Genomic DNA, 23,575 nt, shown 5'->3' with positions numbered 1-23,575 from the left:
GTGGGTGAACTCACACACATCCACGTTACATTATCAAAAGACCTGCAGAGTGTCTATTATAATTTTGCGACAAAATAATTTTAGATGTCGCTCCGCCCCCCTGATATCATTGATAATAAATTTTGATGCGTCAGCGCTGGCCATAACATTACTGACTTGGTTGTTTATCAGTTTGGTGTTAAGTTCCATGGTTACACGATTGATTGCAAAAACACCTGCAGAGCAAATGGCCCCTGACACTGAAAGCAGTATTACGATGGCAAACACATTAAGTTGATATTGCAGTTTCATATGGCTCAGTCCATGTGGGGTGTAATTATTGTATTAATTTTTCTGCCTGCTTCAAAATTGTACATGGAATCGTAATATTTGATGCTTCTGCCATGGGTAGATTCAAAGTCAGGCGAAATAGTATGTTTTTTTCCATTGGAATTTGCGAGGCAGGAGTGCCGTCAAGAATACGTAGCGCGGTATTCGCAGCATAACTGGCTTGTTCTTCCGGAATTCTTTCAAGGGCGAAAATGACATACGGTGTCATAAAATCAAGCATACCTCCTGTGGGCAGGGTGTTGTGCTTCTTAATAAACTGTACGGCCTGCCTGCTGTCCCAGTTTTGAATACCCGAATAATTAGACAATACCAGCATGTCTGCAGCGTTTTGCATTTTCAACACCGCATCTTTCCATCCCGCCATGGAATCGACTAGATAGGTGGTGGTCATCCGTTGATGGAAATGATTTTGGTGATAGAATTTAACCAGTTTTTGCTGGGTTAATGTATTACCGGCAATGTATCCCAGACGCCTGCCTTTGGCAAATTGCTGCAAAAGCGCTATCAGGCCGCCAATGGGTTCCTCTTCGATCATGCCGGTAATGTTGGATGCAGGGTATCCATATTCTGACGCATCCCAGTTTACACCGCAGAATACAACAGGAATTTTTTGTTCCCGTAAATAGGGTGAAACAACATATTTTTGTGCAGCATCATCACAGGCGATGACCACGTCAGGCTGAAATTGAACAATTGCATCATATGCCTTTTGTCCTATTTTTTTTAAACAGTCAGGGCTATTCTCTTGTTTGGCATTCATATGGAAACTGTGCAGATGGACTCCGGTCTCATAAAATCCGCTCAAAAGACCATTTTTAATGCCGGTACTCCATTCATATTCTTCATGATAGGAATCGAGCAGAAAAATTTTTTTCCCTGCATATTGGTTTGGCATAATGGTCCCGGGGTCCGGGTCAAGGTATGCCTTTATTTCCGAAATAACCGTGGCGGTTTGCAACAAATCTACAGGAAAGACAAAAGATGCCGCCTTGGCCATTCGCATATTCACATATAGTTCAACTTCCTTGTTCTCAGTCACGGCAATTTTATCCGGCGTCACACCGGCCAGAATACGAAGTGCCGTTTTAGCAGCGTACCGGCCATGTTCCAGCAAAGACTTAGCTGCAACAAAAGTGACAAAGGGCGCCATAAAATCGTTGTGTGAGCCGGTTGGAATACGCGTATGGCGGCTGAGGAACAGCTCTGCTTCATTTGGATCCCAGTCTTTTATACCTGTATAATTGTAAATATAGAGCATATTGACTTCCTGCTGGGCTTGCAGAAAGGCGTGTTTGAATTCAGCCATGGACTCCACGAAATAGGGTTTGAGCCGGCCTTGGAAAAAACGGGTATTGTACATCTGTACCATGTCGCGTTCAGCATCAACATTGCCACTGAGAAAACCGATCTTGTTACCCGTTGCATATGATTTCATAAGATCGTACATTTGCTGTGTCAGATCGACTTCAACCATGCCCGTGATGTTGGCAGTGGGGTATCCGTATTTTTTTATATCCCAATTAACGCCGCAGAAAACAATGGGAATGGATTTTTCTTTTAGGTACGGAACCACAAGATATCTTTGAGCATTATCGTCTGAGGCTATAATAGCGTCGGGGCGAAATTGTTCAATAATTGAAAACGCCTTTTTTGCGGCAGTTTGGCCTTGAATAGAAGTGTTGTTACGCTTTGTATCCATGAAAAAAGTGCGCAATTCAACCGGAGTTCCCTTTAATTGGGCACGAATTCCGGTCTCGATGGCATCATTTGCCTCATACCCTTGATGATAGGAGCTGACCCAGAGAATTTTTTTATTTGAAAAATCAGCCTTTAAGTCAGTATCCTTTTTAGAACGGGTGTCCGTTGCCCCTGCAAATATAGCCAAGGGGAAGCATAAAAACAAAAAAGCAATTATAAATAATAAGAAGATTTCCCCTTTGAACCACTGATTGCGCGTACCGCTTCCTGTTTTTTTGGGAAAAAGATATTTTTTCGCGTCTAATGAATAAATGATTCTAATACCTCCATGAAAGCCGGACACCGTATAATTAGAGGTCAAAAAAAGAATAATAGAATCTAACACTTGCATCCATGATTTGCAAGTTTGAAACGTTGAAAGGGTGTTGGGTTTATTGTCCGAAATGTTGTCTTTAATCTGGTGGAGGCAGGCCGGCACTGATTCGCCTGGATAAATTTTTAAATTTTTCCAAGGCTGATTGACAAACTACCACGATGTAGTATCTTCTTTAAAGAAAATTCACCTTGTCACTGGGGGGTGACACTATGGGGCAAAAGGAGATCAGCTATGTGGAATTATTCTGAAAAGGTTATGGAGCATTTCTTGAAACCAAGGAATGTGGGAGAGCTTGAAGGCGCCAATGCCATTGGTGAAACCGGCTCTTTGAACTGCGGAGATGCGCTTAAGCTGTATTTAAAGGTAAATGAAAATGAAAGAATCATTGACGCCTCTTTTATGACGTTTGGCTGTGCGTCTGCCGTGGCCTCCTCCTCGGCGTTAACCGAAATCATTAAGGGGATGACCCTGGATGATGCCGCCAAAGTAACCAATGACGACATTGCCGATTACCTGGGCGGGTTGCCCAAAGAAAAAATGCACTGCTCGGTCATGGGCCAGGCCGCCTTAAAAAAAGCCATTGCGGATTTCCGCGGGATTCAGATCCTTGAAAAACCAGGCCAGATGGTATGCGAATGCTTTGATGTCACGGATCTTGAAATTATTGACGCCGTTAAAGCCAATGGCCTTGAGACCACTGAGGATGTGACCGATTATCTTAAAGCCGGCGGCGGCTGCGGAAAGTGTCTGGATAGAATTGAAGAAGTTGTCCACAAGACATTGGCGTCCCTGGAAACATATTCGGCAGCAGATTGATCCCATCGTTGAAACCATGGGGTTAAAATAAGGATTAACATGATCTATACCGATAATAACGCCACCACCCGGGTGGCTGATGAAGTGGTACAAGAGATGCTGCCGTATTTAGGGCAGTTTTACGGCAACCCGTCCTCAATGTATGGTTTTGCAGATATTGTGAATAAAAAAGTGCAGCTGGCCAGGGAACAGGTGGCGAACCTGATCAATGCAGACCCTGGGGAGATTATTTTTACCAGTTGCGGGACTGAAAGTGATAATGCAGCCATCAACGCGGCCATCAGCGCATTTCCGCAAAAAAAACATATTATAACCACAGCAGTCGAGCATCCGGCTGTCAGAAGTCTTTGTCTTCATCTGCAGGGAAAAAAGGGATTCAAAGTGACCTTTGTACCGGTGGACAAAAAGGGCCGTCTTGACCTCGACACCCTTTACAAGGCCATGTCCGATGACACCGCCATTGTCTCGGTCATGTGGGCCAATAATGAAACCGGGGTCATATTTCCCATCGCTGAAATTGCTCAAAAAGCTAAGGAAAAAGGGATCTGGTTTCATACGGATGCGGTTCAGGCCACCGGCAAAATTCCCATTGACGTTAAGGCCGTCGGCGTGGATATGCTGTCTCTGTCAGGACATAAAATCCATGCACCCAAGGGGATTGGTGTGCTCTATGTCAAAAAAGGCATCAAATTTTCGCCCTTTCTCATTGGCGGCCACCAGGAAAAGGGCCGCAGGGGCGGCACGGAAAACACAGCTTCCATCATCGCGTTAGGCAAGGCTTGTGAACTTGCAAAGGAGAACCTTCCCTTCATGGCAACTAAAGTCCGGGAGATCCGGGATTACCTTGAGACACGGCTTTTAGATGCGATCCCGGCAACGTCCGTGAACGGGGACAAAGAAAATCGTCTGCCCAATACCCTGTCCATCGGCTTTGATGCTGTTGAGGGCGAATCCATCCTCATGCTGATGAACCAGGCCGGCATATGCGCGTCGTCCGGTTCCGCCTGTACCTCAGGTTCCCTGGATCCATCCCATGTGCTCATGGCCATGCAGGTACCCTTTAAATCAGCCCACGGCACCATCCGATTTTCATTGTCCCACGATAACACCAAAGAAGAAATGGACACCATTGTGCAGACCCTGGTTCCGGCCATTGACAGACTGCGGCAAATGTCGCCGTTCTGGAAAGACGGAAAAGTGGTATGATTATGAATTTTTTGTGTGAACGGCCGTGTCCCAGATATAAAGGATCACGCCGATCCAGATAAAGAAAAAAGTAATCAGATTGTGCCGGGTAAAGGGCTCTTTATATACAAAAACCCCGAGGACAAATGCAATGGACGGGGCCAGATATTGAAGGATTCCTATGGTTGACAGGTTCAATCGCTTCACTGCAGCAGCAAACCACAGTAACGGCAGGCTTGTAACCACACCCGCGCCCACACACCATAAAGAGATGATGGTCTGCTCCATGAAAGGACTTGACCCCATGGCAACCCTGAAACCGATATAGGCCAGAGCAGGGATAAATAGAATCAGGGTTTCGATAAAGAGCATGGGAATGGGCATGGCATCAATTTTTTTTCTGGAAAGTCCGTAAAAAGCAAAACTGAATGCCAGGGCCAGGGCAAATGCCGGGATCGTGCCATAGGCTACCAGGGCGTAAACCACCCCTGCCAGGGCAAAGAAAACAGCGGTCCACTGGATTTTGCTGAACCGTTCCTGGAGCAGCAAAAACCCCAAGGCCACATTAATCATGGGATTCATGTAATAGCCCAGGCTTGTCTCCACCACCCGGCCCGAATTTACGGCCCAGATGTAGATAAACCAGTTAAACCCCACAAGAAGGCCGCTGATCGCAAGCCCTTTAACAGCCTTGGGGTTCTGGACGATTTCAAGCAATTCGTTCCATCGCCGCTGCCGGGCAATGATGGCCAGAAGGAAAATACAGGACCAGACAATGCGGTGACATAAAATTTCAAAGGCATTGACCGACTGCAACTGTTTCCAGTAGGCCGGTAAAAATCCCCATGCCCCAAAGGCAGCCAGCCCGAACAACACACCTTTTACATTTTGTTTCATTTTTGTTTCCATAGTTTAAATACACTATTTTATGGCTTCGGCTGCCAAAGGCCTTTGAAATAGAGTTAATCCTCGTCCAATTCACTGCGAATCTGTTCCATCCAGTCCGGACTTTTCAGTGAATCAATGATCATATAGCTTTGGGAATAGGGTTTGATATCTATGATGGGACTGCCGTCCACAGCCTCTAATCCCTGGACGGTGAGGATATTGCCCTTGCGTTCTTTTAAAACCACGGCCGTAACCAGCACAGGGTTGGGCCGGGCCGGACTGCAGGTGGCAAAGATGCCCTGTTCAGGCAATTCTTTTCTGCCCATGGGATGCACTTTCTTAAGATTGCGCCGGGCCGGATTCATCAAATGGGGCCAATACAATATCAGGAGATGGGAAAACCCTTCAACACCGTCTAAAAGCGATTCCCACTGCTTATCAATGACCAGTTCGCTGATGCCTGTTTTTACCTGGCGATGATGTTCTTTGACTTTTTCCATTCGCAGTTCAAGGGACAACCCGGAATCATCAGCCATGAGCATGGGTGTTTTAAACGGGCTTCGTACAACCCCCACCGGATTCAACGCCATTGAGGCCGGGGTATTTTGCTGATCAGTAGGCATATTTTCCTCCATCATTGGTTCGGCATGTTTTCGGGCAATGGGATGTCATAGCCCGTTCCGGCCCTTTATAAAAGCCGGGAGCTATTTTTTGTCAAGGTTTTTAAGCGTTCAGGTTGACATTTTAACTGCCTTCATCTTATACAACAAAAGGTGGTGTTCGGATACATTTGAACCGGTGGAACAATAAATACTAAAGACCATAGTAATATAATAGGGTATAGACTCGTTTGAGTATGAAACCTGAACAGATTCTTATTGTTGATGATGAAACGCGGGTTGTCGAAAGCATTAATAGATGCCTGACCAGGGAAGGGTTTCGTGTCTGTTGTGCTTATGATGGCCTGCAGGCAATCAACTTGTTCAATACACAGAAGTTTGACCTGGTGCTGATGGATATTTCCATGCCCGGCATGGGTGGATATGAGGCCATGGCCAGGATGTTTGAGGTGGATCCCGAAGTACTTGTCATTATTATGACCGGATTTGCCACCGTGGCGTCAGCGGTCTCTGCCCTGAAACAGGGCGCCTGGGATTACCTGAAAAAACCCTTTGAATTTGCAGAGTTGATTAAAACCGTTAAAAACGGTATTGCCCAACGGCATCTGATTGCTGAAAAACAATTCTACGCTGCCCGCTTTGAGGCCTATGAAAAAAAATATCAGCACATGGTTAATAATTCACCGGATCTGATTTTCACCCTGGACGAAAACTTTTGTTTCTCGTTTGCCAATCAACAGTTTGAAACCCTTCTGGGGTATTTGCCCCGGGAACTGAAAGACAAGCCGTTTGACGCAATTCTCCACGAGGATGACCGCGGCAAACTGTCCCGGCTGTTTCAGGCCGATGGTTCGCCCACCCGGGATCTGTCCCCCGGTTGCAGCATTGCCCTGAACCTTCGCTTTAAAAAAACCGATGCCGGGGAAGACAGATACGATCCTTATTCAGGCTTTGCATTCATGGAAATGAAGGCCTCGGTTTTTACCCCGCCGGATATCGAATCCGCCCATGATGTCAAGGGTATTTATGGCGTGGCCAGGGATGTCACCGATCATATACGGCTTGAGACCCAGCTTCGCCAGGCCCAAAAAATGGAAGCCATCGGTACGTTTGCCAGCGGCATTGCTCATGATTTCAATAATATTCTCATGGGCATACAGGGATATGCCTCCCTGGTTAAAATCGGGTTTAACCATGAATCGGAAGAATATAAACGGCTGTCCAACATTGACGAATACGTTCACAACGGCGCAGAAATGACACGTCAACTTCTGGATTTCTCTAGAAAAAGCAGTCGACAAGCCACCATCCCCCTGAACATAAATTATCTGCTTAGCACCTCAGCCAAAATGTTCGGCCGCACCAGAAAAGATATCACCATCCACCAGGAACTGGATAAGGATCTTTGGCCCATCATGGTGGATGAAATTCAAATCAATCAGGTGCTTATGAACCTGTTTGTCAACGCGTGGCATGCCATGCCCAAAGGCGGCCGGATTTTGGTGAAATCTCAAAATGTGGTCATTGATAACCCGCAGGCCCAAAAATTAGGGCTTGACCAGGCCGGAGATTACATCAAAATCGGTGTGGCGGATACCGGCACGGGCATGGACAAGGAGACCTTGTCCCGCATATTTAATCCTTTTTTTACAACCAAAACCCGGGGCCGGGGAACCGGTCTGGGACTTTCCACAGCATACGGGATCATCAAGGCCCACAAGGGTACATTTCAGGTCAAGTCCACCCCGGGCAAGGGCAGTATATTCATGTTTTTTCTGCCCGCTGTAAAGGGCCTGGAAAACACGGATCATGTCCTGCCTTCGGCGGAAAATAAAGGCCGCATCATTTCGGGCAAGGGCAGGGTGCTTTTGGTGGATGATGAAAAAGAGGTGATCGAAGTCTGCAAGGAGATGCTTGAGGCCCTTGGCTACGAGGTGCTTGTTGCCGGGGCCGGTGCCCAGGCCGTATCCCTGGTTCAAAATGATGTCAAAGGAATTGACCTGATGATTCTGGATGTCGTCATGCCCGGCATGGACGGGGTCCAGACATATGACGCGGTGCGGCTTCTGAATCCGGATATCCGGGTCCTGGTCTGTTCCGGACTTGCGCTGAAAGAAGATATCCGGCAGATGATAAACAAAGGGTGCAGGGATTATTTATTAAAACCCTTTGACATTGCCAAACTGTCGGAAAAAATTGACTCCGTATTCAGTGCATGAAAGCAAACCCCATATCTTGAGGAATACTATGACCTATACCATCCACCCCGTTGCCATGGGGACAAAAGTATTTGACAAGAGCATGATGACCTACCAATACGGACAGGGCGAAACCTATACCATTCCCATTTTCTGCTGGGTAATCAAGGGTGGAGACAAAAATATCCTGGTGGACACCGGCGAAATGAATCCCATCCAGTCCGAACAAAGGGAAAAAGCCATTAACGGGAAGATTTATACCTTTGAACAGGGCTTAGAAAAACATGGGCTTGCACCTGAAGACATTGATATCGTCATCCACACCCATCTGCACAACGATCATTGCGAAAACGACTATAAGTGTGAAAACGCCATATTTTATGTGCATGAGCAAGAACTTGAATCCATCCACAACCCGCACCCCTTGGATTACCGGTACCTGGAAGATTATATCGAGGATGTGGAGGAAAATGGACAGGTCAGGATAGTAAAGGAAGATACCCCCATTGTTGACGGAATCTATGTTAAACATACGCCGGTCCACACAAAAGGGGGCCTGACCGTGTTTATTGATACACCAAAGGGCAAAGCGGCCATCACCGGCTTTTGCATCATTGAAGAAAATTACAATCCCCCACCGGAAATCAAAGGCATGGAAATGGAGGTTATCCCGCCGGGCACTCATGTGGATGCCTATTCGGCCTATGATATCATGGTGCAGGTAAAAAAAGAGGCGGACATTCTTATCCCTTTGCATGAACCCCGGTTTGCTTGTGGCGATCCATTAGGCGTCTAAAAACAGAAAATCTCATAAATATGAATTGGTTACATGTGAGCATTGATATTGAACACCTCGGAAATAAAAGACCGGGCAGCCGGTGCCATTATGGGCGCATTTATCGGAGATGCCCTGGCTTTAGGTCCGCACTGGTACTATGACCTTACCGACCTTCGCCGGGATTATGGGGATTGGATTGACGGATATACGGACCCCATGCCGGGCCGCTATCATGATGGTCTGAAAGCAGGGCAGCTGTCCCAGGCCGGATTCATCCTGGCCCTTATGGTAAGTTCCCTGGTTGAAAACAATGGGTACAATCAAGCCGATTTCTGCCGGCGGATGGACGAGGACCTTTTCCCGATGCTTGACGGCACGCCGGTGGCCGGCCCCGGCAACTACACCAGTCAATCCATTCGCGATGCCTGGCGAAAACGGGTTCAGCAAAACCTTCCCTGGGGAAAGACCGGTGGTCATGCCGACACCACCGAAGCCATAGAACGAACCCTTGCCATTGCCGTGAGATATGCTTTTGAGCCGGCCCGGTTAGCCACGGCCATTGCCCGGAACACGATACTGACCCAGGTGGATGACACCGTGGTCTCCATGACCGTTGCGTTTGGGGCGGTGTTAAGCCTTCTGGTTCAGGGGAACAGGTTGGATGCCGACATTTCGAATAAACTGATGAAGCTGGTGAAAAGCGGAGATTTACCCTTCCATGCGGTGACCCGGGATGATCTGCAGCCGCCCAGGCCCGGCGATCCCGACCCTCCCCGCGCAGGACGATTTGCCTCCCCCGATGCGTTGCTGTCCCCCGCCTACATGGCGGCGGCGGCATCCGATCCGGATATCCGGATTGAACCGGCCTGGAAAGTTTCCATTGTTTATGGCATGCCCTGCGCCATTTATCATCAGCTGCCTGCTGCCTACTACCTTGCGGCACGTTTTCATAACGATTTTGAGTCTGCTGTTCTCCATGCGGTGAACGGCGGAGGTCAGAACCAGGTCAGAGCCATCCTCTCCGGCACGTTGACCGGGGCGCAAGTCGGCTTAAGCAAGATCCCGGACCGATTCATTGACGGCCTTGAACAGGCAGATACGCTTCTGGCACTGGCTGAATCGCTGGCGCAATCTTTTTGATGGAAATGACGTATTTCCGGTTGCCATAGGGGCATTTCATATGCAATACACGTATGGTGAAATGAGATATTGACTGGCTAATAACACACTAAAACATTAAGGAGAAGATCAATGAAAAAATGGCAATGTTCTGTATGCAAATACGTTCATACAGGAGAAGAACCCCCTGAAAAATGTCCAGTGTGCGGCGTCTCCTCAGATAAATTTGTCCTTCTTGAAGAGGATACGGATCTTGATACAACCGAGGCTGAGCCTGCTGCCGACGACAGCAAAACCGATGCACCCCAAGAAGAGTCATCTGCACCAAGCGACACTGATACACCGGGTGGGCCATTTTTCGAAAAATTCGGACGTGCGGCTGTTTACATGGAAAAAGCGGCCCAGCAGATGGTTAAGCACCATGCCCATCCGATGTCGGTTCACCTGCCCAACGGGGTCATCCCAGTGGTTGCAATCCTGGTTGTTCTATCCTGGTTTTCCGGTTCGGAACTCCTGTTAAAGGCCGGGTTTATCAATTCGATATTTGTGCTTATCTCCCTGCCTATAGTTGGGTTGACAGGCTTTCTTGAGTGGCAGAGAAAATATAATCAGGCACCAACCAAGATATTTAAAATAAAAATTGGCGCTGCATCGACAGCCGCGATCTGCTGCATCATCTCAATCATCTGGTACCTGATCAACCCGGAGGTATTAGAAGGGTCCGGTTCCTGGCTGTTTGTAATAATTAATGTACTGATGCTTGCCGGAGCCGGAGTGTCCGGATACATCGGCGGAAAACTGGTTTTCAAGGATTAGAAAGGGCTGTTAAAAACAAAACGCCCGGGCATTTGCAAAACCGTTTGCGGCCCGGGTGTTTTGATCAGACACGATGTAAAGTTTCACGGCTTGAAAATCTGTGTCAATGCGCCAGCCACAGTATCATATTCAAACCTGAATCCCGCAGTTTCCAAGGCAGCAGGAAGCGCTTTCTGGCTGTAAAGAAGCGAATCCCCGAGTTGCCCCATAAACAGTCTAACAAAAAAAGCCGGGGCCGGCATGAACGCCGGGCGGTGCAAAGCCCGGCCGAGTTCCTTGGCGAAGGCCTTTTGTCGGATGGGAACCGGCCCTGTAAAATTGTAAACGCCTTGGGCATTATGTTCCATTAAAAAGAAGACGCCCCGGACCAAATCATCCAGATGCACCCATGGAAACCACTGTTCCCCAGACCCCAACGGCCCGCCCATGAACATCCTGAAGGCCTGGCCCATCACGTCAAGAGCGCCCCCTCCCGGGCCGAGAACCACCCCGAACCTCATCACCGCGACGGTTGCCCCCTTTGACGCTGCTCTCTGGGCCTGGGCTTCCCAGTCCCGGCACACCCGCGCCAGAAATCCGGTGCCGTACGATTGTGTCTCAGTCAAAGGTGTATCACCCCGGTCACCGTAAAATCCTGCCGCAGAGGCATTGATCAACTGCCCTTGAAAGTTACCGGGCATGGCTTCCACCAGGTGTTTTGTGGTTTGAATTCTGGATTCATAAATGGCTTTTTTATACGCCTTTGTCCAGGGTTTGAAAATATTTCTGCCAGCCAGATTGACGATAACATCCGATTGTGCCACAAGATCCTGCCAGCCTCCCGGCTGGGAGGTATCTGCACTGGTCCAGAAAAAATTATCATGCGCATCAGCCATGGGATGGTGTGACGAAGTGCCCAGTCCATTTACCCGCCAACCCGCATCCAGATATTTTTGCGCAAGGGCCTTTCCCACAAAGCCGGATGCCCCGGTGACTAAAACCGTTTTCATGTGTTCACTCCCTTTATTTGTGATCAATATTGAGTACTGCTTAGTGTCTGAATATTATGAAGCACAATTTGAGCCAGTTCGACTGGCAATATTGCCGTAACCTCTATTATAAATGTTTTTTTTAAAAAAAACTTGCATATGTTTTATTCGGCATTAGATTGTGAGAAAGCCCAAGTTAGTTAAAACTAATTATTTGAGTTTTAATAAAACTAAAATATAATTGCCAGGAGGCGGATATGGAAAATAATAAATGTACATCAGAAAAATTTTCTAAATACTTTTTAAGCAGTCTGTTCGGCTTATTTTCCCTTGGACTTGTTGTGCTGGGATTTACCCTTCTGCCCATTATCGGGTTTGTGTTAGCCCTGCCGGTAGTGGCCATTTCAATCATTCTGATTCGTACGCGGCTTAATGATCAGTGCGAGCTTGATTTTAATACCGATGTTTCTTAACAGGTTCTTGTAATCCGGTTTTGCTAATCTTACACAATGGGACTTTTCTCTGATAGGGCCTGTATAAAGCATAAGTAACAAGGCAGGGTGCCTGAAAAAAAAGCAATAACTAAAAATAGAACCTGCCACTTTCCGGGATAATTAGAAGTATAAACCCGGAAAGTGGCAGTTCTTTTTTTTATTGATCAGTGAACCGAACCACGGTCAAAGACCAAGGATGGCCCGTGGCCATTTCACCTGATAATTCCAACTCACCAAAGCGTGTCTTGCGAAAAGGGGTTGTTTATTGTACTCATGGAGCATTAACAGGCGCATGAATAACTTTTGCAAACCGCTTAATGATCGGCTGATAAGTATGGATACCTGCTCACAGAAATGCATCAACCCGGAAGAGGTTAAAAAAACACTGAAAACCATGCCGTCATCCGACACCATTCTGGGGCTTTCTGAAATATTCAAGGCACTGGGTGATGCCTCCCGGATAAAAATTGTAACAGCTCTTTTGGACCGAGAGCATTGTGTGTGTGACCTTTCCGTACTTTGCGGCCAGAGCGAATCAGCCGTATCCCACCAGCTTAGGATACTAAGAACCCTTCGGATCGTTAAAAACAGACGCCAGGGCAAAAGGATATATTATTCCCTGGACGACGACCATGTCCGTTCACTGCTTCAAATGAGCATCGAACACATCTCCCACAACATCTGAGCCTTTCGAATCCTTTTTTGCATCATTGCCTTCCGCGAAGCTCCCTTTCTGACGAGCCCGAATTTTCCCATTAATAGATTTTAGCTTGCATATATGAACAACTATTCATATAATCATATGTACAAAGCGACTATTTTAAATATTGCAAAAGGATGAACGCAGGACAAAACAATGATGACCACAATAAAAAATATTATTTTAGAAATCTGGCATGTTTATCTGGATGTGTCGGTATTCATGCTTTTCGGCTTTTTTGTGGCCGCTTTGCTCTATGTATTTTTCAAAGCGGACCGGATTAAAAAATATTTAGGCAAAGGCCGGGTGAAACCGGTGTTGCGCTCAGCCCTGTTCGGCATCCCTATCCCCTTGTGCAGTTGCGGGGTAATCCCCGTGGTCACGGGTTTAAAAAAGCAGGGCGCCAATGACGGTGCTGCCCTGGCATTCATGATCGCCACCCCGGAATCCGGCGTGGACTCCATTGCTGTGTCCTGGGCCATGCTGGATCCTGTCATGACCATCATTCGACCCATTGCAGGGTTGATCACCGCCATATCCACCGGCATTACCGCAAACATATTCAGCAGCGGGGGTCAAAAAAAAACAACCGCCACACCAGACCCTTTTTTTGTACAGTCCCCCATCCCGGAACACACCTGTAACTGCAGTTCAGGGTCATGCACGAATGCCCCCGGTGAGACGGTTCATGAACCGCCCTTTTCAAAACGTCTGGCACAGGGGATGAACTTTGCCTTTGGCGAACTCCTCATAGATATTGCCAAACCCTTTGCCGTTGGGATATTCATTGCCGGTTTAATTACATTCTTTTTCCCTTCCGGAATCAGCGCATGGTCCCAGAATAATCCACTCCTCTCCATGCTGATCATGCTGGTTGCCGGTATTCCCATGTATGTGTGCGCCACGTCATCAACCCCCATTGCCGCAGCGTTGATCCTTAAAGGACTGAACCCGGGCGCCGCCCTGGTATTTTTACTGGCAGGACCGGCGACCAATGCCGCCACCATGGGGGTGGTGAAAAACATTTTCGGCGGCCGGGCCCTGGCAATCTATCTTGGTATGATATCCATCTGCTCCCTGGCAATGGGAGGTCTGCTGGACTTAATTTACAGGCTGCTGGCCATCCAGCCCTCCGTGGTGATGGGGAAAGCGTCTGAAGTGTTGCCCTACGGCGTTGAACTGACCGCCGCCATAATCCTAACTGCGCTTCTGGCAAGAAGCCTGTTTAAGCGCCAGGACTGTCACTGCCATGATCACGATCACCACGAAAAGACATCAACGAAACATTAATATCAGTGCCGGACTGTCTGCCTCATGGTTAATGACATTTAAACTGCTTCCCTTTCTTTGTAAAAGAAACAAACCAAAGAAAGTTTTCTATACCATATCTTTTACGATTTCAATAAAAAAATTATCAGGCCCCGTTTCAGTTCAAATGAATCAATTCCATTGAAAAGGCTCACATCATTCATTTGGGTGTACTCGGAACAGCTTTAAATCTGTAATACTTTCCCATTGGGGCAATCTTGCGTTTGGCCCTTCAATTTTGACCAGCGGCGGTTGTCTATCTGCCAATGCATTGATTTTCTCCCAAAGCGTTATATCACCCCAGTATTGGGGCGGTGTTTCCCGTGCGGCAACAAACGAAAAAATTTCCACTGGGGTTTCAAGGCCGGAACAAATTGCCTCAAGTGCCAAGCTTTCAAGTTTGCCCAACCCGGTCACTTTATCAGGATATTCTTCCATCCAACGTGTTACAGCCGCTGAAATCCAAGGTAAAGGCGCCTCAGCATCAACCAACTTTTTGAACTCGGCCTGGTCCTGAAGTGCGAAGGCGCGATCAACACGTTCTGCAAAAAGGAATTGATCCGGCGTTAATGATTGACGTTGGCTATACATGGAAGCCAGTTGCCCGGGAGAAAGCTGTCCAAGACCATGATACGGATCAATTCCCGGAAAAGCATCTATGCAGAGAAGCTCGGCATGTTCGTTTCCAAGAAACCGCATACACGCAAGAATATGACAAAGCATGGACTGGTCAAAGAGGCATGCATCAAACCAGAGAACCAGCGTATTATAATCTGATGCTGTTTTCAGCTTGGCATACTGGGTCTTTAATGTCTCAAGAACGTATTGTTTGCTTAATCCGCCACCAGTTGACTCTTCGAGAAAACCCGCCCGGGCATCCAGCGTGGCATCATCCGGCCACCCGGGCTTTCTCGGCCCATCGTAAAGGATGTCATGCCATACAAATACGTCTCCGGGGATTGAACTCTTGGCTAAACGATCGCCCGCTATGTCACCGCTTGTAATATGTAAAATTTGTTTCATCAAATGAATGTGTCTTTTAAATATGGTTTACTTCGGGTTAAAAGAGATCCCAAGGGAACTTGCAGTATCTTTTAATATTTTTAAGTCTTCCTGAGTCATTTTTGCTTCTGGATGACCAAGTTTATAAATCATAGGCGGCATTTCATTACGCTCTATTTTATCAAACACCATATTTAAATAGAGAACACGTTTATCTTCAGGAATGGAATCCCAATTAGAAAAATTCAAATAATCCCTGGCTTCTCCGACGTCGCTTGAGATCAAGAGATTTATCATTGGCAAAGAGGTGTACCAAGGCCAACTTGTTTCATTACTGTGACAGTTAAAGCAAACCCGATTCAAAATCTTATCCGCCTCATTTCCCATTATTATTCCGGAATATCGGTGGGGCGGATTTTTTTCCGGAACTAACATATCTGAAACGATGTAACTGCCAATTCCAGCGATGATAATTAGACCAACAAGAATAAGAATGTTTCTTTTATTCAACATGTCACCTCCTAATTTTTGATTTTGAGAAATTAGAAATATTTTAGATCCGAAATGCTACGATACATACCTTATCAAATTTGGCAAGTATGGGACAGGGCTTTCTCACAAAGGAGGTTCGTCTTTCAGTAAATTATTTCTAATTTATCTGCCGACAATTTCCGGGGGTTTTCTACAACATAGGAATCAATAATAGAGATATTCGAATAAAGCGCCGTACGCACTTCCATTTTTGCTTCCCCTGAACATTCTTCTCTATATGTCTATCTGGAACGCTCTTGATTCTTGATATTTTTTTGGCATTTTGGAATCAATGTCCCAACTAAGATGTCCGCCAGATTAAAAGACTTTCACGCATCGGCATGGGCCCCAAGCAGAACCGCTTTACCTGGTCCTGCCCGGCCCACTCCCGCCTTATTTTCAGATTGGCTGAGCGGCCGTCTCCGCCGTCAATCACCCGGGCCATGCCCTTCATACCGCGGATGGATTGCCTGCGGTAGGAATCAAAGCAGTATATCCAATTTTCATCCATAGCGGTTACCATAAGATAGTGTTCATCACGGGGGGTCAAAAGGATATTGCACAGCACCACCCCACCCTCTGACAGACAGGATTCGATCTGCCCGCCCGGTTCCAGGGTGACCTGTTCTTTTTCCAGAAACTGCGTGGCAACGGAAAAAGCCTTTATCCGGTAAGAATTAAGCCAGTTACCCACCAGACGTACGGCATATTTACTGGTGCCGCCCACACCGAACCGGGAGTCCCGCCCCACCGTATCAAGGCAGTAAAGATAAATATGCCGGATAACCATGGGCGGTATTTCCTTGCGTTGAAACAAAAACGAAACGGCATTGGTAATGGCTGTGGGCACACAGTCATATTCAGAAATCTGGTAGTGAAACGGCGAATACATGAACACCTATCCTTTGGCTTTAAACTCAGCTTTATCCAGTCCCAGCTTTTTCATTTTGGCATACAGGCCCCTGGGATGAATGCCTGCAATTTTTGCGGTTTTTCCGATTTTCCCATGGGTTTTGTTCAGCACCATGGCCAGATACAAAGCCTCCACCTGATCACAAACGGCTTCCCGGACCTGGGGCAGGGTCATGGTTTCCCATTCCCGGGGCAGACAAAGTGCCGACTCTCCATCGCCTATTCGGACGGGTTTGGTGTTATGAAAAACCGACGGCAGCTCTTCCAAGGTGATCATATCCGACTTGCACAGCAGGACGGCCCGTTCAATGACATTCATCAATTCCCGGATATTGCCCGGCCAGTGGTAGTTACAGAGGGCCTCCATGGCCGGCTGGGAAAACCGCTTAAGATTCCTGCCGAATTTCTGCTGGTTCATGGTCAGAAAATGGTTGGTCAGTGAGGGGATATCTTCTTTACGCTTTCTCAAGGGGGGAAGCGTTAATGAAATCACCCCGAGCCGGTAATAAAGATCCTTTCGGAACGTTCCTTTTTCAACCTCCTCCTCAAGATCTTTGTTAGTGGCTGCAATCACCCGGACATCCACCCATACCGGTTTTTCACCGCCCACCGGCGTAAATTCAAGTTCTTGAAGTACACGGAGCAGCTTGGTCTGCATCTGCAGGGGCATTTCACCGATTTCATCCAGAAAAATCGTGCCGCCATGGGCCAGTTCAAACGCCCCTCGCCGGGAGCGCACCGCCCCGGTAAAGGCCCCCTGCTCATGCCCGAACAGCTCACTTTCCATCAACTGTTCCGGAATGGCTGCCATATTAATGGCAATGAAAGGCCCTGTGGATCTGTGGCTGTCGGCATGGATGGCTTTAGACAGATGCTCCTTGCCCACACCTGTCTCACCCAGCAGCAGTATGGTGGCATCACTGGACACCACCTGCCGGGTTTCATCCAAAAAAACCTGCATGTCCCGGCTGTTGGAAGTAAAATCGTTAAGCCGGGGCAAAAAACGCCCCCGCCGGTCAAACCGTTCCGCATAATAGAACTGACGACGGGATTCCAAGGTGGTTTCAAGGGCTTCTAAGAGGCTGTCCATTGGAATACCGGAATAAAGCACCACATCAACCCCCGAGGCCAGAAGATTGGCATGCTCTTCCGAAGACTCCCGATTATGCAGAACAATGGTCATAGGTGCTTCGGGCAGTTCATTAAGCAAAGAGATACTTGATTCAACAGGTTTGGGAATTGTGGGACTGCTGACAATAAACACGTCTGCGCAGCTTCTGGCAAGGGCCTGCCAGGAGAGGGTGCTGGGTTTAAAAAACTGGAGCTGGACATCCTGTTCCGCCAGCCTGTTCGCAAGCTCGGTACGTATTTTTGTCTCTTTAATGGCACATGCCAGCCGAATCAGCATAAAAAACGCATTCCATTTCCGGTAAAATATTACTGTTTCTACGACGTGTCAAAGTATATAAAAATTCCAAAGGACAAGCAATCTACTTTTATAATCAGCTTTAAATTTCAACACACCGTAACAAACACATTTAAAAATCGGATAATAATTACCAATTTAATCATAAAAACCCGTCACTTTCATATTTAAGTAAATATTTTCCGAAAATATCAGTATACGGATCACATTAAAATTGACAACTATTCGTATTCACTTATATTTAATTTTTCTTAAAAATCTGGCACATTGGTTGCTATAGGCATGCTGGAATTAAATCCAACCCACTCGGCCAAAACAGCCGGCCCAAAACCAAAGAGGAAAGGAAGTCATGAGCAGGGAAAAGTTCAGCCGAAACAAAGGCAAAAGCCCAAAATTCAAAGAGAGCTACGATGAAGATTATGATTGGGAAGACCAGAAAGAAGACCAGAAGCGCCGAAAAAAAATGAACAAAAAGCCCAAACGCCCATCCGACACCAGAGAGAAATGGTAGAGTATACCTCAAATTTAAAGGAGAAAAACAATGACTGCTGCAAACGTAATTAAAATCGATACCGCCCCTGATGTATGGGGCATTGCCTCCGCCATCGACATTTATGACTGCGACCCCGAAAAAATCAGAGATGCGGAACTGATCAAACGATTTGTCGTGGAACTGTGTGACCTGATTGAAATGAAGCGCTTCGGCGAAACCCAGGTGGTTCATTTTGGTGAGGATGAAAAAGTTGCCGGATTTTCAATGGTCCAGCTGATTGAAACCTCATTAATATCCGCCCATTTTGCCAACCAAAGCAATGCCACCTACCTGGATGTATTTTCATGCAAGACATACGACCCTGAAGTGGTCCGGGAATTTTCCCAAAACTATTTCGGCGGAAAAACCTCCCGGCTCAACGTCACTTACCGGCATTAGGTGAATAACGATGAAATCCATCATTATTACAGATCCGGAACAATGCCGGCAGGCTTGGGAAAAATACTGGCCGGCCCAGGACATATTTGATCTATGGGCCGTCAGACAATGTTTTAACACCGCATTTAAAAGGCCTTTAAGCTTCCATCTTATCGAAGACAAAGGTCAGGTTGTGGGGTTTCTTCCCTTAAGCCTGGTTGAAGAAACTGGTGAATACGTCTTCTTTCCCGGAGAAACCTGGAAGGGCAAAACCTGGTTGGAACAGAACCGGGTCTTTGCACAATCCCCGGAAGTATTCCAGGCATTGTGCGAATCCGTTCCCGGCCCCTTGAACTTAAGATATTTGCGCTTCAATCCGCTGTTTGACAAAATAGAACAAGCCGGACTTGACGAGACCGGTTATCTCTTCTACCCCCGGATGCATGATTTTTCCATGGATAACTTCTGGCTGGCATTCCCGGGAAAAACCAGAAAAAAACTCAAGGCTGATGTAAAAAAAATTGGGGCGCGGCAACTGACCTGGCGGTACAATCACCTGCCGGATCTGGCCGAGATGTTCCGCTTGAATATGGCAGCATTCACATCGGATTCCTACTTCAGCGATGCCCGTTTTTACCGGTCCTTTGAACGGTTTGCAGCGTATCTGCGGGATATGGGCATGCTCAGGATCTCCACAGCCATAGTGGAAGGAAAAATTGCAGCCGTGGACATGGGGGCAATGTTCAACAACACCTACACGGTTGTAGCCGGGGGCACCCACCCGGATTTTATCGGTATTGCCAAGGTGATCAATCTGCACCACCTGGAATGGGCCTGCCATAACCGGATGGAAGCCGTGGATTTTCTGTGCGGCAGTTTTAACTGGAAAGAACGGTTTCGCCTGAGCCCCAGACCGTCATACGAAATTCACACCCAGCCAAATACAGCTGTTTACCATGGGAGCCATTATGGCCGAAAAGCAGTCTGAGCCTAAAAGAAATCAGGTGCTGGTGGTGGGCACCACATCCGACTACATTGAATGGATCAGAAAGGTCCGTCCCGGACAGGCACTTTTTCTGACGGAGCCCAAAGTTCGTGAAAATGCGACCGAGCCTTGTCCGGACAATGGAGAGGAGATTTTATGCCCCATCTGCGATATTGACACCGCAATTAAGGCATTAGACTACCACAAAAAAACCTTCGGGGTGACTATTTCCGGCATTGCCTGCTTTGACTGCGAATCCATGGAGGCCACATCTATTCTGGCAGCAAAGATGGGCCTGCCCTACCCCGATATCGAGGCGGTCAGAAACAGCAGAGATAAATTCATCTCAAAACAATTGTGGGGGCAAAATCAGATCCCTTGTCCCCAAACATGCCCGGTCAACACCGAAATCGAGGTATTAAACTTCTTGGACCAGGTACCGGCAGGCATTGTACTCAAACCCTTTTGCGGTTCGGGCAGTGAACTTGTATTCAAATGCACCACCCGAAAAGATTGTAGTACCGCGTTCAACGCGGTGGCAGACGGGCTTGCCGCACGGACCGGCAATCCATTGTTTAAACCCACGGAGGCCGGCACATTCCAGATGCTGGCCGAGGAGTGGGTGGCCGGCCCTGAATTTTCCTGTGATTTTCTCATGGAAAAAGACCGGGCCGTTATTTTGCGCAAAACCCGGAAAATAAAGGTGGACAGCAGACCCTTCGGCACCATTTCCGGGTATGCGATCTGCCCGGACGACGATGAAGAAAAAATGCCTGCCAATGACATACTTGCAGATGCCTTTTACAGGGCTGCCAGGGCATTGGGGATTAAAACCGGTGTGTGTATGGTGGATTTTATCCTGCGACACAAAAACCCCGTGCTCATAGAGATGACGCCACGGCCCGGTGGAGACTGCCTGCCCTTCCTACTCAAGGAAGCAGGCAACATCGACATACTTGGGCTGACCCTGGATGCGGCACAAGGTGTTGCCTGGAAAAACGAAAAAAAAGGGCCGTTCTCCCCGTTGGTGGCGTTCCGCATCCATGCCCGAAGAGACGGTATATTAAAACGCATTAAAACGGAGGCCGTGGAAAACGACAGCCGGGTAAAAAAAATACACCTGATTCACCCCCCGGGGCACCGGGTGACCATGCCCCCCCAAGACTATGATTCATGGCTCTTAGGGCACTTGATCATAGAACCGAACAGACGCAAATTTTACGAAACAGAGTGTCTTTTGCTCGCCAAACGCATCGACATTGAAATGGATTAGGCATGCTCACAGCCAATACACAAGCCACAGACACAGGCTCTCTTCTGTCCAGGGAAAAAGTTGTTGAGTTTATAAACCCGTACCTAAAAAACAAGGGGATGTACCTGGATATGGCCAAAGCATTCGGGTCTCCCCTGTATATTCTGGAAACCGATGTCCTGGCCAGAAAAGCCGCCCAGTTCAGGGCGGCATTCAGCCACCGCCTGCCGGAGACTGCTTTTTTTTATGCCATGAAAAGCAACAACCTGCCCCATCTTTCCGGGCATCTGCTCAAACATGGATTCGGGCTGGATGTATCCAGCGGCGTGGAACTGTCCGTGGCCCTGGAACTGGGTGCATCCTCCATTATATTCAGCGGTCCGGGCAAAACCATCCCGGAACTGGCACTTGCGGCCCGGCACCCGGACCGGGTGGTGATCCTTCTGGACAGCATTGGAGAGGCAAAACGGCTGGCATCCGTGCTTAAAGAAAGGCAGACGCGCATGCCCGTAGGACTGCGTCTGAACAACAACCCCGAAGGCCTATGGCGCAAATTCGGTGTACTGCCGGAAAACCTGTTATCTACGTTCAAAGAGATCCAGGCCCTTGGCCGGCTGGATTTCCAGGGATTGCAGTTCCACTCATCCTGGAATCTAAACCCGGACAGGCAAACCGCGTTTATCAGAAAACTGGGAGAGATTCTTTCCGTCATGCCAAAGCCATTCCTGGACGCGGTCCAATTCATTGATATTGGCGGCGGCTACTGGCCTGCCCAGGGAGAGTGGCTTCTATCGGATGTGCCCCAGAACTATATTATCGACCAGGGCTCCTCCATTGACCTGTTTGCAAAGGAACTGTCAACGGCCATTAAAGAACACATCCTGCCCTTAACCCAGTGCCGGATTTGTTTTGAGCCGGGCCGCTGGATCTGCAATGATGCTATGCACATCCTCATCCAGGTGGTGGACTGCAAGGAAAAAGACCTGGTCATTACCGATGCCGGGGGCAACACGGTGGGCTGGGAACGGTATGAAACCGATTACTGCCCGGTCATCAACTTAACCCGGCCCGGCCTGTCCGAAAAAAAATGCCATATCCTGGGCTCCCTTTGCACCCCTCACGATGTCTGGGGATACACCTATTTCGGTTCGGCCATCAAAGAGGATGACATTCTCATGATCCCGGCCCAGGGAGCCTACACCTACAGCCTTCGCCAGCAATTCATCAAACCCATTCCCCGGGTAGCGGTCAAGGAGAGCGCCAGCCGACATTTTCTTCTTTCCGAATGCGGCGAATAATCGCCGATCCAATGCACAACTTTTATTGCCCAATATTATCCTTGAGCTGGCTGATTTCAATGCCAAGACTTACACACTGCCGGCCTTCCATGCAGAGTTCAGCATCACCGGGCTCCAGGAAAGTATCCAAGGACTTGTTATCTTTCTTCAAATGAACTCTCCAGCGATCATTATCATCGTCAAATGAAACGCGGATATCAATCCCGCACTGTCCGATGTCCGGATAGATCTGTTCAATTTTTTGGCATAGTTCGTTTTTATCCATTATATCTACCTCCCTTGTTATGCGATTAAATCAAGTGCTGGAAACTGGAACAGACCCAGTTATCCACCAGCAGCTTGAGGCCTTAAAAGCCCGGCATGCAGACCAGGCCGAACTTTTAAGCACAGGAGTTCTCAAGATGGCACATAATAGGATTCCATAACGTCGGCAGCACTTCAGGAGCAGAGACCGGCACCCAACCCGGATGCGGATCGTGTCAATCAGCTGAAATAGCAACAATCTTTTTTCAATTGGAATCCGTCTCAAATTTAATACCTCGTCCGTCATCACAGGGATCGGGTCCATCATCATTGGGCCTTGCATGTTCCGCCCATGCCGGGTCCGATGTACATACGTCCAGATCGGGCATATGAGAACGTCTTTTTTGTGTGTTTTGTGTTTTCATTATAATTTTCCTCATTTAAAGTTTACAGCTTAACACTACAGCGACACTTGAACACCTAACTCTTTAGCGAGAGCCATCGTTCTTTTTCTATGGCTTTCATACGCAATGTCGTTACGTTTGAGGTGATACTTTATCATATTTATAGCCCCTTTCCATGTAAAAGAATTGATCGACAAAACAACTTGGACCAATTTTTTAACCATGGCTAAACTTAAGCAGTTTTTTTTACTTTTTGCCTGAGTCGAAAAAGAAAGTGCTGCGCCAGCATGACATAAAGCATGTGCCGATGCCATGCCG

26 protein-coding genes are annotated in these 23,575 nt (G+C 47.7%); 14 read left to right on the top strand and 12 right to left on the bottom strand.

The window, feature by feature from the left end:
• Positions 1 to 33: 33 nt before the first annotated feature.
• Positions 34 to 291: a hypothetical protein gene (locus B147_RS0124780; protein ID WP_020589897.1), complete on the bottom strand. Its 258-nt coding sequence runs from the start codon at positions 289 to 291 to the stop codon at positions 34 to 36.
• 25 nt (positions 292 to 316) lie between these two features.
• Entirely contained in the window at positions 317 to 2,215 is a 1,899-nt protein-coding gene (locus B147_RS30735) for an ABC transporter substrate-binding protein (RefSeq protein WP_157238029.1), read from the bottom strand.
• Between the two features lie 420 nt (positions 2,216 to 2,635).
• Between B147_RS30735 and nifU the strand changes: the two genes are divergently transcribed.
• Together nifU and nifS are read left to right on the top strand one after the other, a co-directional pair.
• Entirely contained in the window at positions 2,636 to 3,220 is a 585-nt protein-coding gene (gene nifU, locus B147_RS0124770) for a Fe-S cluster assembly protein NifU (protein ID WP_020589895.1), read from the top strand.
• A gap of 39 nt (positions 3,221 to 3,259) precedes the next feature.
• Positions 3,260 to 4,426 (top strand): cysteine desulfurase NifS, encoded by a 1,167-nt coding sequence (gene nifS, locus B147_RS0124765; RefSeq protein WP_020589894.1) that lies wholly within the window; start codon positions 3,260 to 3,262, stop codon positions 4,424 to 4,426.
• On the opposite strand, the gene rarD is transcribed toward nifS, so the two are convergent.
• Both rarD and tsaA read right to left on the bottom strand, forming a co-directional pair.
• Complete coding sequence (rarD, locus tag B147_RS0124760) at positions 4,427 to 5,302, bottom strand: EamA family transporter RarD (RefSeq protein WP_020589893.1); 876 nt, start codon at positions 5,300 to 5,302, stop codon at positions 4,427 to 4,429.
• A 65-nt stretch (positions 5,303 to 5,367) separates the two neighbouring features.
• Entirely contained in the window at positions 5,368 to 5,916 is a 549-nt protein-coding gene (gene tsaA / locus B147_RS0124755; protein ID WP_020589892.1) for a tRNA (N6-threonylcarbamoyladenosine(37)-N6)-methyltransferase TrmO, read from the bottom strand.
• 233 nt (positions 5,917 to 6,149) lie between these two features.
• On the opposite strand from tsaA, the gene B147_RS0124750 reads away from it, so the two are divergent.
• From B147_RS0124750 to B147_RS0124735, 4 genes are all read left to right on the top strand, one after another.
• Positions 6,150 to 8,132 (top strand): hybrid sensor histidine kinase/response regulator, encoded by a 1,983-nt coding sequence (locus tag B147_RS0124750; RefSeq protein WP_020589891.1) that lies wholly within the window; start codon positions 6,150 to 6,152, stop codon positions 8,130 to 8,132.
• Positions 8,133 to 8,160: 28 nt separating this feature from the next.
• Positions 8,161 to 8,907 carry an N-acyl homoserine lactonase family protein gene (locus B147_RS0124745; RefSeq protein ID WP_020589890.1) on the top strand — a complete coding sequence of 249 codons (747 nt, stop codon included), beginning with the start codon at positions 8,161 to 8,163 and terminating at the stop codon, positions 8,905 to 8,907.
• Positions 8,908 to 8,955: 48 nt separating this feature from the next.
• The gene (locus B147_RS0124740) at positions 8,956 to 10,029 is read left to right on the top strand and encodes an ADP-ribosylglycohydrolase family protein (protein ID WP_020589889.1); all 1,074 of its coding nucleotides are present in this window, start codon (positions 8,956 to 8,958) and stop codon (positions 10,027 to 10,029) included.
• A 111-nt stretch (positions 10,030 to 10,140) separates the two neighbouring features.
• Positions 10,141 to 10,824, top strand: a complete 684-nt coding sequence (locus B147_RS0124735) for a rubredoxin-like domain-containing protein (protein ID WP_020589888.1) — start codon at positions 10,141 to 10,143, stop codon at positions 10,822 to 10,824.
• 83 nt (positions 10,825 to 10,907) lie between these two features.
• Here the strand turns inward: B147_RS0124735 and B147_RS0124730 are convergent, their stop codons facing one another.
• Positions 10,908 to 11,813 (bottom strand): TIGR01777 family oxidoreductase, encoded by a 906-nt coding sequence (locus B147_RS0124730; RefSeq protein WP_020589887.1) that lies wholly within the window; start codon positions 11,811 to 11,813, stop codon positions 10,908 to 10,910.
• A 236-nt stretch (positions 11,814 to 12,049) separates the two neighbouring features.
• On the opposite strand from B147_RS0124730, the gene B147_RS0124725 reads away from it, so the two are divergent.
• The 3 genes from B147_RS0124725 to B147_RS0124715 all read left to right on the top strand — a co-directional run bounded on the left by B147_RS0124725 (position 12,050) and on the right by B147_RS0124715 (position 14,276).
• Complete coding sequence (locus B147_RS0124725) at positions 12,050 to 12,265, top strand: hypothetical protein (RefSeq protein ID WP_020589886.1); 216 nt, start codon at positions 12,050 to 12,052, stop codon at positions 12,263 to 12,265.
• A gap of 313 nt (positions 12,266 to 12,578) precedes the next feature.
• Positions 12,579 to 12,971, top strand: coding sequence for an ArsR/SmtB family transcription factor (locus tag B147_RS0124720; protein WP_020589885.1), 393 nt, complete (start codon positions 12,579 to 12,581; stop codon positions 12,969 to 12,971).
• Between the two features lie 171 nt (positions 12,972 to 13,142).
• The gene (locus B147_RS0124715; protein ID WP_020589884.1) at positions 13,143 to 14,276 is read left to right on the top strand and encodes an SO_0444 family Cu/Zn efflux transporter; all 1,134 of its coding nucleotides are present in this window, start codon (positions 13,143 to 13,145) and stop codon (positions 14,274 to 14,276) included.
• 174 nt (positions 14,277 to 14,450) lie between these two features.
• Here B147_RS0124715 and B147_RS0124710 read toward each other — a convergent pair whose 3' ends face one another.
• From B147_RS0124710 to B147_RS0124695, 4 genes are all read right to left on the bottom strand, one after another.
• Positions 14,451 to 15,317 carry a hypothetical protein gene (locus tag B147_RS0124710; protein ID WP_020589883.1) on the bottom strand — a complete coding sequence of 289 codons (867 nt, stop codon included), beginning with the start codon at positions 15,315 to 15,317 and terminating at the stop codon, positions 14,451 to 14,453.
• A 27-nt stretch (positions 15,318 to 15,344) separates the two neighbouring features.
• Positions 15,345 to 15,809, bottom strand: a complete 465-nt coding sequence (locus tag B147_RS29455) for a heme-binding domain-containing protein (RefSeq protein WP_020589882.1) — start codon at positions 15,807 to 15,809, stop codon at positions 15,345 to 15,347.
• Between the two features lie 319 nt (positions 15,810 to 16,128).
• Positions 16,129 to 16,719 carry a hypothetical protein gene (locus B147_RS0124700; RefSeq protein WP_020589881.1) on the bottom strand — a complete coding sequence of 197 codons (591 nt, stop codon included), beginning with the start codon at positions 16,717 to 16,719 and terminating at the stop codon, positions 16,129 to 16,131.
• A 6-nt stretch (positions 16,720 to 16,725) separates the two neighbouring features.
• Complete coding sequence (locus B147_RS0124695; protein ID WP_020589880.1) at positions 16,726 to 18,147, bottom strand: sigma-54 interaction domain-containing protein; 1,422 nt, start codon at positions 18,145 to 18,147, stop codon at positions 16,726 to 16,728.
• Between the two features lie 367 nt (positions 18,148 to 18,514).
• Here B147_RS0124695 and B147_RS32220 point away from each other — a divergent pair, with 367 nt between their 5' ends.
• The 5 genes from B147_RS32220 to B147_RS0124670 are packed head-to-tail and all read left to right on the top strand — an operon-like array spanning position 18,515 to position 22,610.
• Entirely contained in the window at positions 18,515 to 18,676 is a 162-nt protein-coding gene (locus tag B147_RS32220; protein WP_020589879.1) for a hypothetical protein, read from the top strand.
• A 30-nt stretch (positions 18,677 to 18,706) separates the two neighbouring features.
• The gene (gene speD, locus B147_RS29450) at positions 18,707 to 19,096 is read left to right on the top strand and encodes an S-adenosylmethionine decarboxylase (protein WP_020589878.1); all 390 of its coding nucleotides are present in this window, start codon (positions 18,707 to 18,709) and stop codon (positions 19,094 to 19,096) included.
• A gap of 10 nt (positions 19,097 to 19,106) precedes the next feature.
• Complete coding sequence (locus B147_RS0124680; protein WP_020589877.1) at positions 19,107 to 20,063, top strand: GNAT family N-acetyltransferase; 957 nt, start codon at positions 19,107 to 19,109, stop codon at positions 20,061 to 20,063.
• Complete coding sequence (locus B147_RS0124675) at positions 20,044 to 21,333, top strand: ATP-grasp domain-containing protein (RefSeq protein WP_020589876.1); 1,290 nt, start codon at positions 20,044 to 20,046, stop codon at positions 21,331 to 21,333. The genes B147_RS0124680 and B147_RS0124675 overlap by 20 nt, the downstream gene beginning before the upstream one ends.
• Positions 21,334 to 21,335: 2 nt before the next feature.
• Positions 21,336 to 22,610 carry a diaminopimelate decarboxylase family protein gene (locus tag B147_RS0124670; protein WP_020589875.1) on the top strand — a complete coding sequence of 425 codons (1,275 nt, stop codon included), beginning with the start codon at positions 21,336 to 21,338 and terminating at the stop codon, positions 22,608 to 22,610.
• Between the two features lie 22 nt (positions 22,611 to 22,632).
• Here the strand turns inward: B147_RS0124670 and B147_RS0124665 are convergent, their stop codons facing one another.
• The 3 genes from B147_RS0124665 to B147_RS29445 form a co-directional block, all read right to left on the bottom strand.
• Positions 22,633 to 22,875 (bottom strand): hypothetical protein, encoded by a 243-nt coding sequence (locus tag B147_RS0124665; protein WP_020589874.1) that lies wholly within the window; start codon positions 22,873 to 22,875, stop codon positions 22,633 to 22,635.
• Positions 22,876 to 23,119: 244 nt separating this feature from the next.
• Complete coding sequence (locus B147_RS32215) at positions 23,120 to 23,278, bottom strand: hypothetical protein (RefSeq protein ID WP_020589873.1); 159 nt, start codon at positions 23,276 to 23,278, stop codon at positions 23,120 to 23,122.
• Positions 23,279 to 23,313: 35 nt separating this feature from the next.
• Positions 23,314 to 23,575, bottom strand: a 262-nt coding sequence (locus tag B147_RS29445; protein WP_033397936.1) for a hypothetical protein, incomplete at its 5' end; no start/stop codon positions are given.

Source organism: Desulfobacter curvatus DSM 3379 (assembly GCF_000373985.1).
Taxonomy (GTDB): domain Bacteria; phylum Desulfobacterota; class Desulfobacteria; order Desulfobacterales; family Desulfobacteraceae; genus Desulfobacter; species Desulfobacter curvatus.
This window is presented reverse-complemented; position numbering and strand designations above follow the sequence as displayed.

Bases quoted from the DNA above. Each gene is read 5' to 3' on its own strand.
- B147_RS0124780 (WP_020589897.1), bottom strand. From the start codon at position 291: ATGAAACTGCAATATCAACTTAATGTGTTTGCCATCGTAATACTGCTT.
- nifU (WP_020589895.1), top strand. From the start codon at position 2,636: ATGTGGAATTATTCTGAAAAGGTTATGGAGCATTTCTTGAAACCAAGG.
- nifS (WP_020589894.1), top strand. From the start codon at position 3,260: ATGATCTATACCGATAATAACGCCACCACCCGGGTGGCTGATGAAGTG.
- rarD (WP_020589893.1), bottom strand. From the start codon at position 5,302: ATGAAACAAAATGTAAAAGGTGTGTTGTTCGGGCTGGCTGCCTTTGGG.
- tsaA (WP_020589892.1), bottom strand. From the start codon at position 5,916: ATGCCTACTGATCAGCAAAATACCCCGGCCTCAATGGCGTTGAATCCG.
- B147_RS0124750 (WP_020589891.1), top strand. From the start codon at position 6,150: ATGAAACCTGAACAGATTCTTATTGTTGATGATGAAACGCGGGTTGTC.
- B147_RS0124745 (WP_020589890.1), top strand. From the start codon at position 8,161: ATGACCTATACCATCCACCCCGTTGCCATGGGGACAAAAGTATTTGAC.
- B147_RS0124735 (WP_020589888.1), top strand. From the start codon at position 10,141: ATGAAAAAATGGCAATGTTCTGTATGCAAATACGTTCATACAGGAGAA.
- B147_RS0124730 (WP_020589887.1), bottom strand. From the start codon at position 11,813: ATGAAAACGGTTTTAGTCACCGGGGCATCCGGCTTTGTGGGAAAGGCC.
- B147_RS0124725 (WP_020589886.1), top strand. From the start codon at position 12,050: ATGGAAAATAATAAATGTACATCAGAAAAATTTTCTAAATACTTTTTA.
- B147_RS0124720 (WP_020589885.1), top strand. From the start codon at position 12,579: ATGAATAACTTTTGCAAACCGCTTAATGATCGGCTGATAAGTATGGAT.
- B147_RS0124715 (WP_020589884.1), top strand. From the start codon at position 13,143: ATGATGACCACAATAAAAAATATTATTTTAGAAATCTGGCATGTTTAT.
- B147_RS0124710 (WP_020589883.1), bottom strand. From the start codon at position 15,317: ATGAAACAAATTTTACATATTACAAGCGGTGACATAGCGGGCGATCGT.
- B147_RS29455 (WP_020589882.1), bottom strand. From the start codon at position 15,809: ATGTTGAATAAAAGAAACATTCTTATTCTTGTTGGTCTAATTATCATC.
- B147_RS0124700 (WP_020589881.1), bottom strand. From the start codon at position 16,719: ATGTATTCGCCGTTTCACTACCAGATTTCTGAATATGACTGTGTGCCC.
- B147_RS0124695 (WP_020589880.1), bottom strand. From the start codon at position 18,147: ATGCTGATTCGGCTGGCATGTGCCATTAAAGAGACAAAAATACGTACC.
- B147_RS32220 (WP_020589879.1), top strand. From the start codon at position 18,515: ATGAGCAGGGAAAAGTTCAGCCGAAACAAAGGCAAAAGCCCAAAATTC.
- speD (WP_020589878.1), top strand. From the start codon at position 18,707: ATGACTGCTGCAAACGTAATTAAAATCGATACCGCCCCTGATGTATGG.
- B147_RS0124680 (WP_020589877.1), top strand. From the start codon at position 19,107: ATGAAATCCATCATTATTACAGATCCGGAACAATGCCGGCAGGCTTGG.
- B147_RS0124675 (WP_020589876.1), top strand. From the start codon at position 20,044: ATGGCCGAAAAGCAGTCTGAGCCTAAAAGAAATCAGGTGCTGGTGGTG.
- B147_RS0124670 (WP_020589875.1), top strand. From the start codon at position 21,336: ATGCTCACAGCCAATACACAAGCCACAGACACAGGCTCTCTTCTGTCC.
- B147_RS0124665 (WP_020589874.1), bottom strand. From the start codon at position 22,875: ATGGATAAAAACGAACTATGCCAAAAAATTGAACAGATCTATCCGGAC.
- B147_RS32215 (WP_020589873.1), bottom strand. From the start codon at position 23,278: ATGAAAACACAAAACACACAAAAAAGACGTTCTCATATGCCCGATCTG.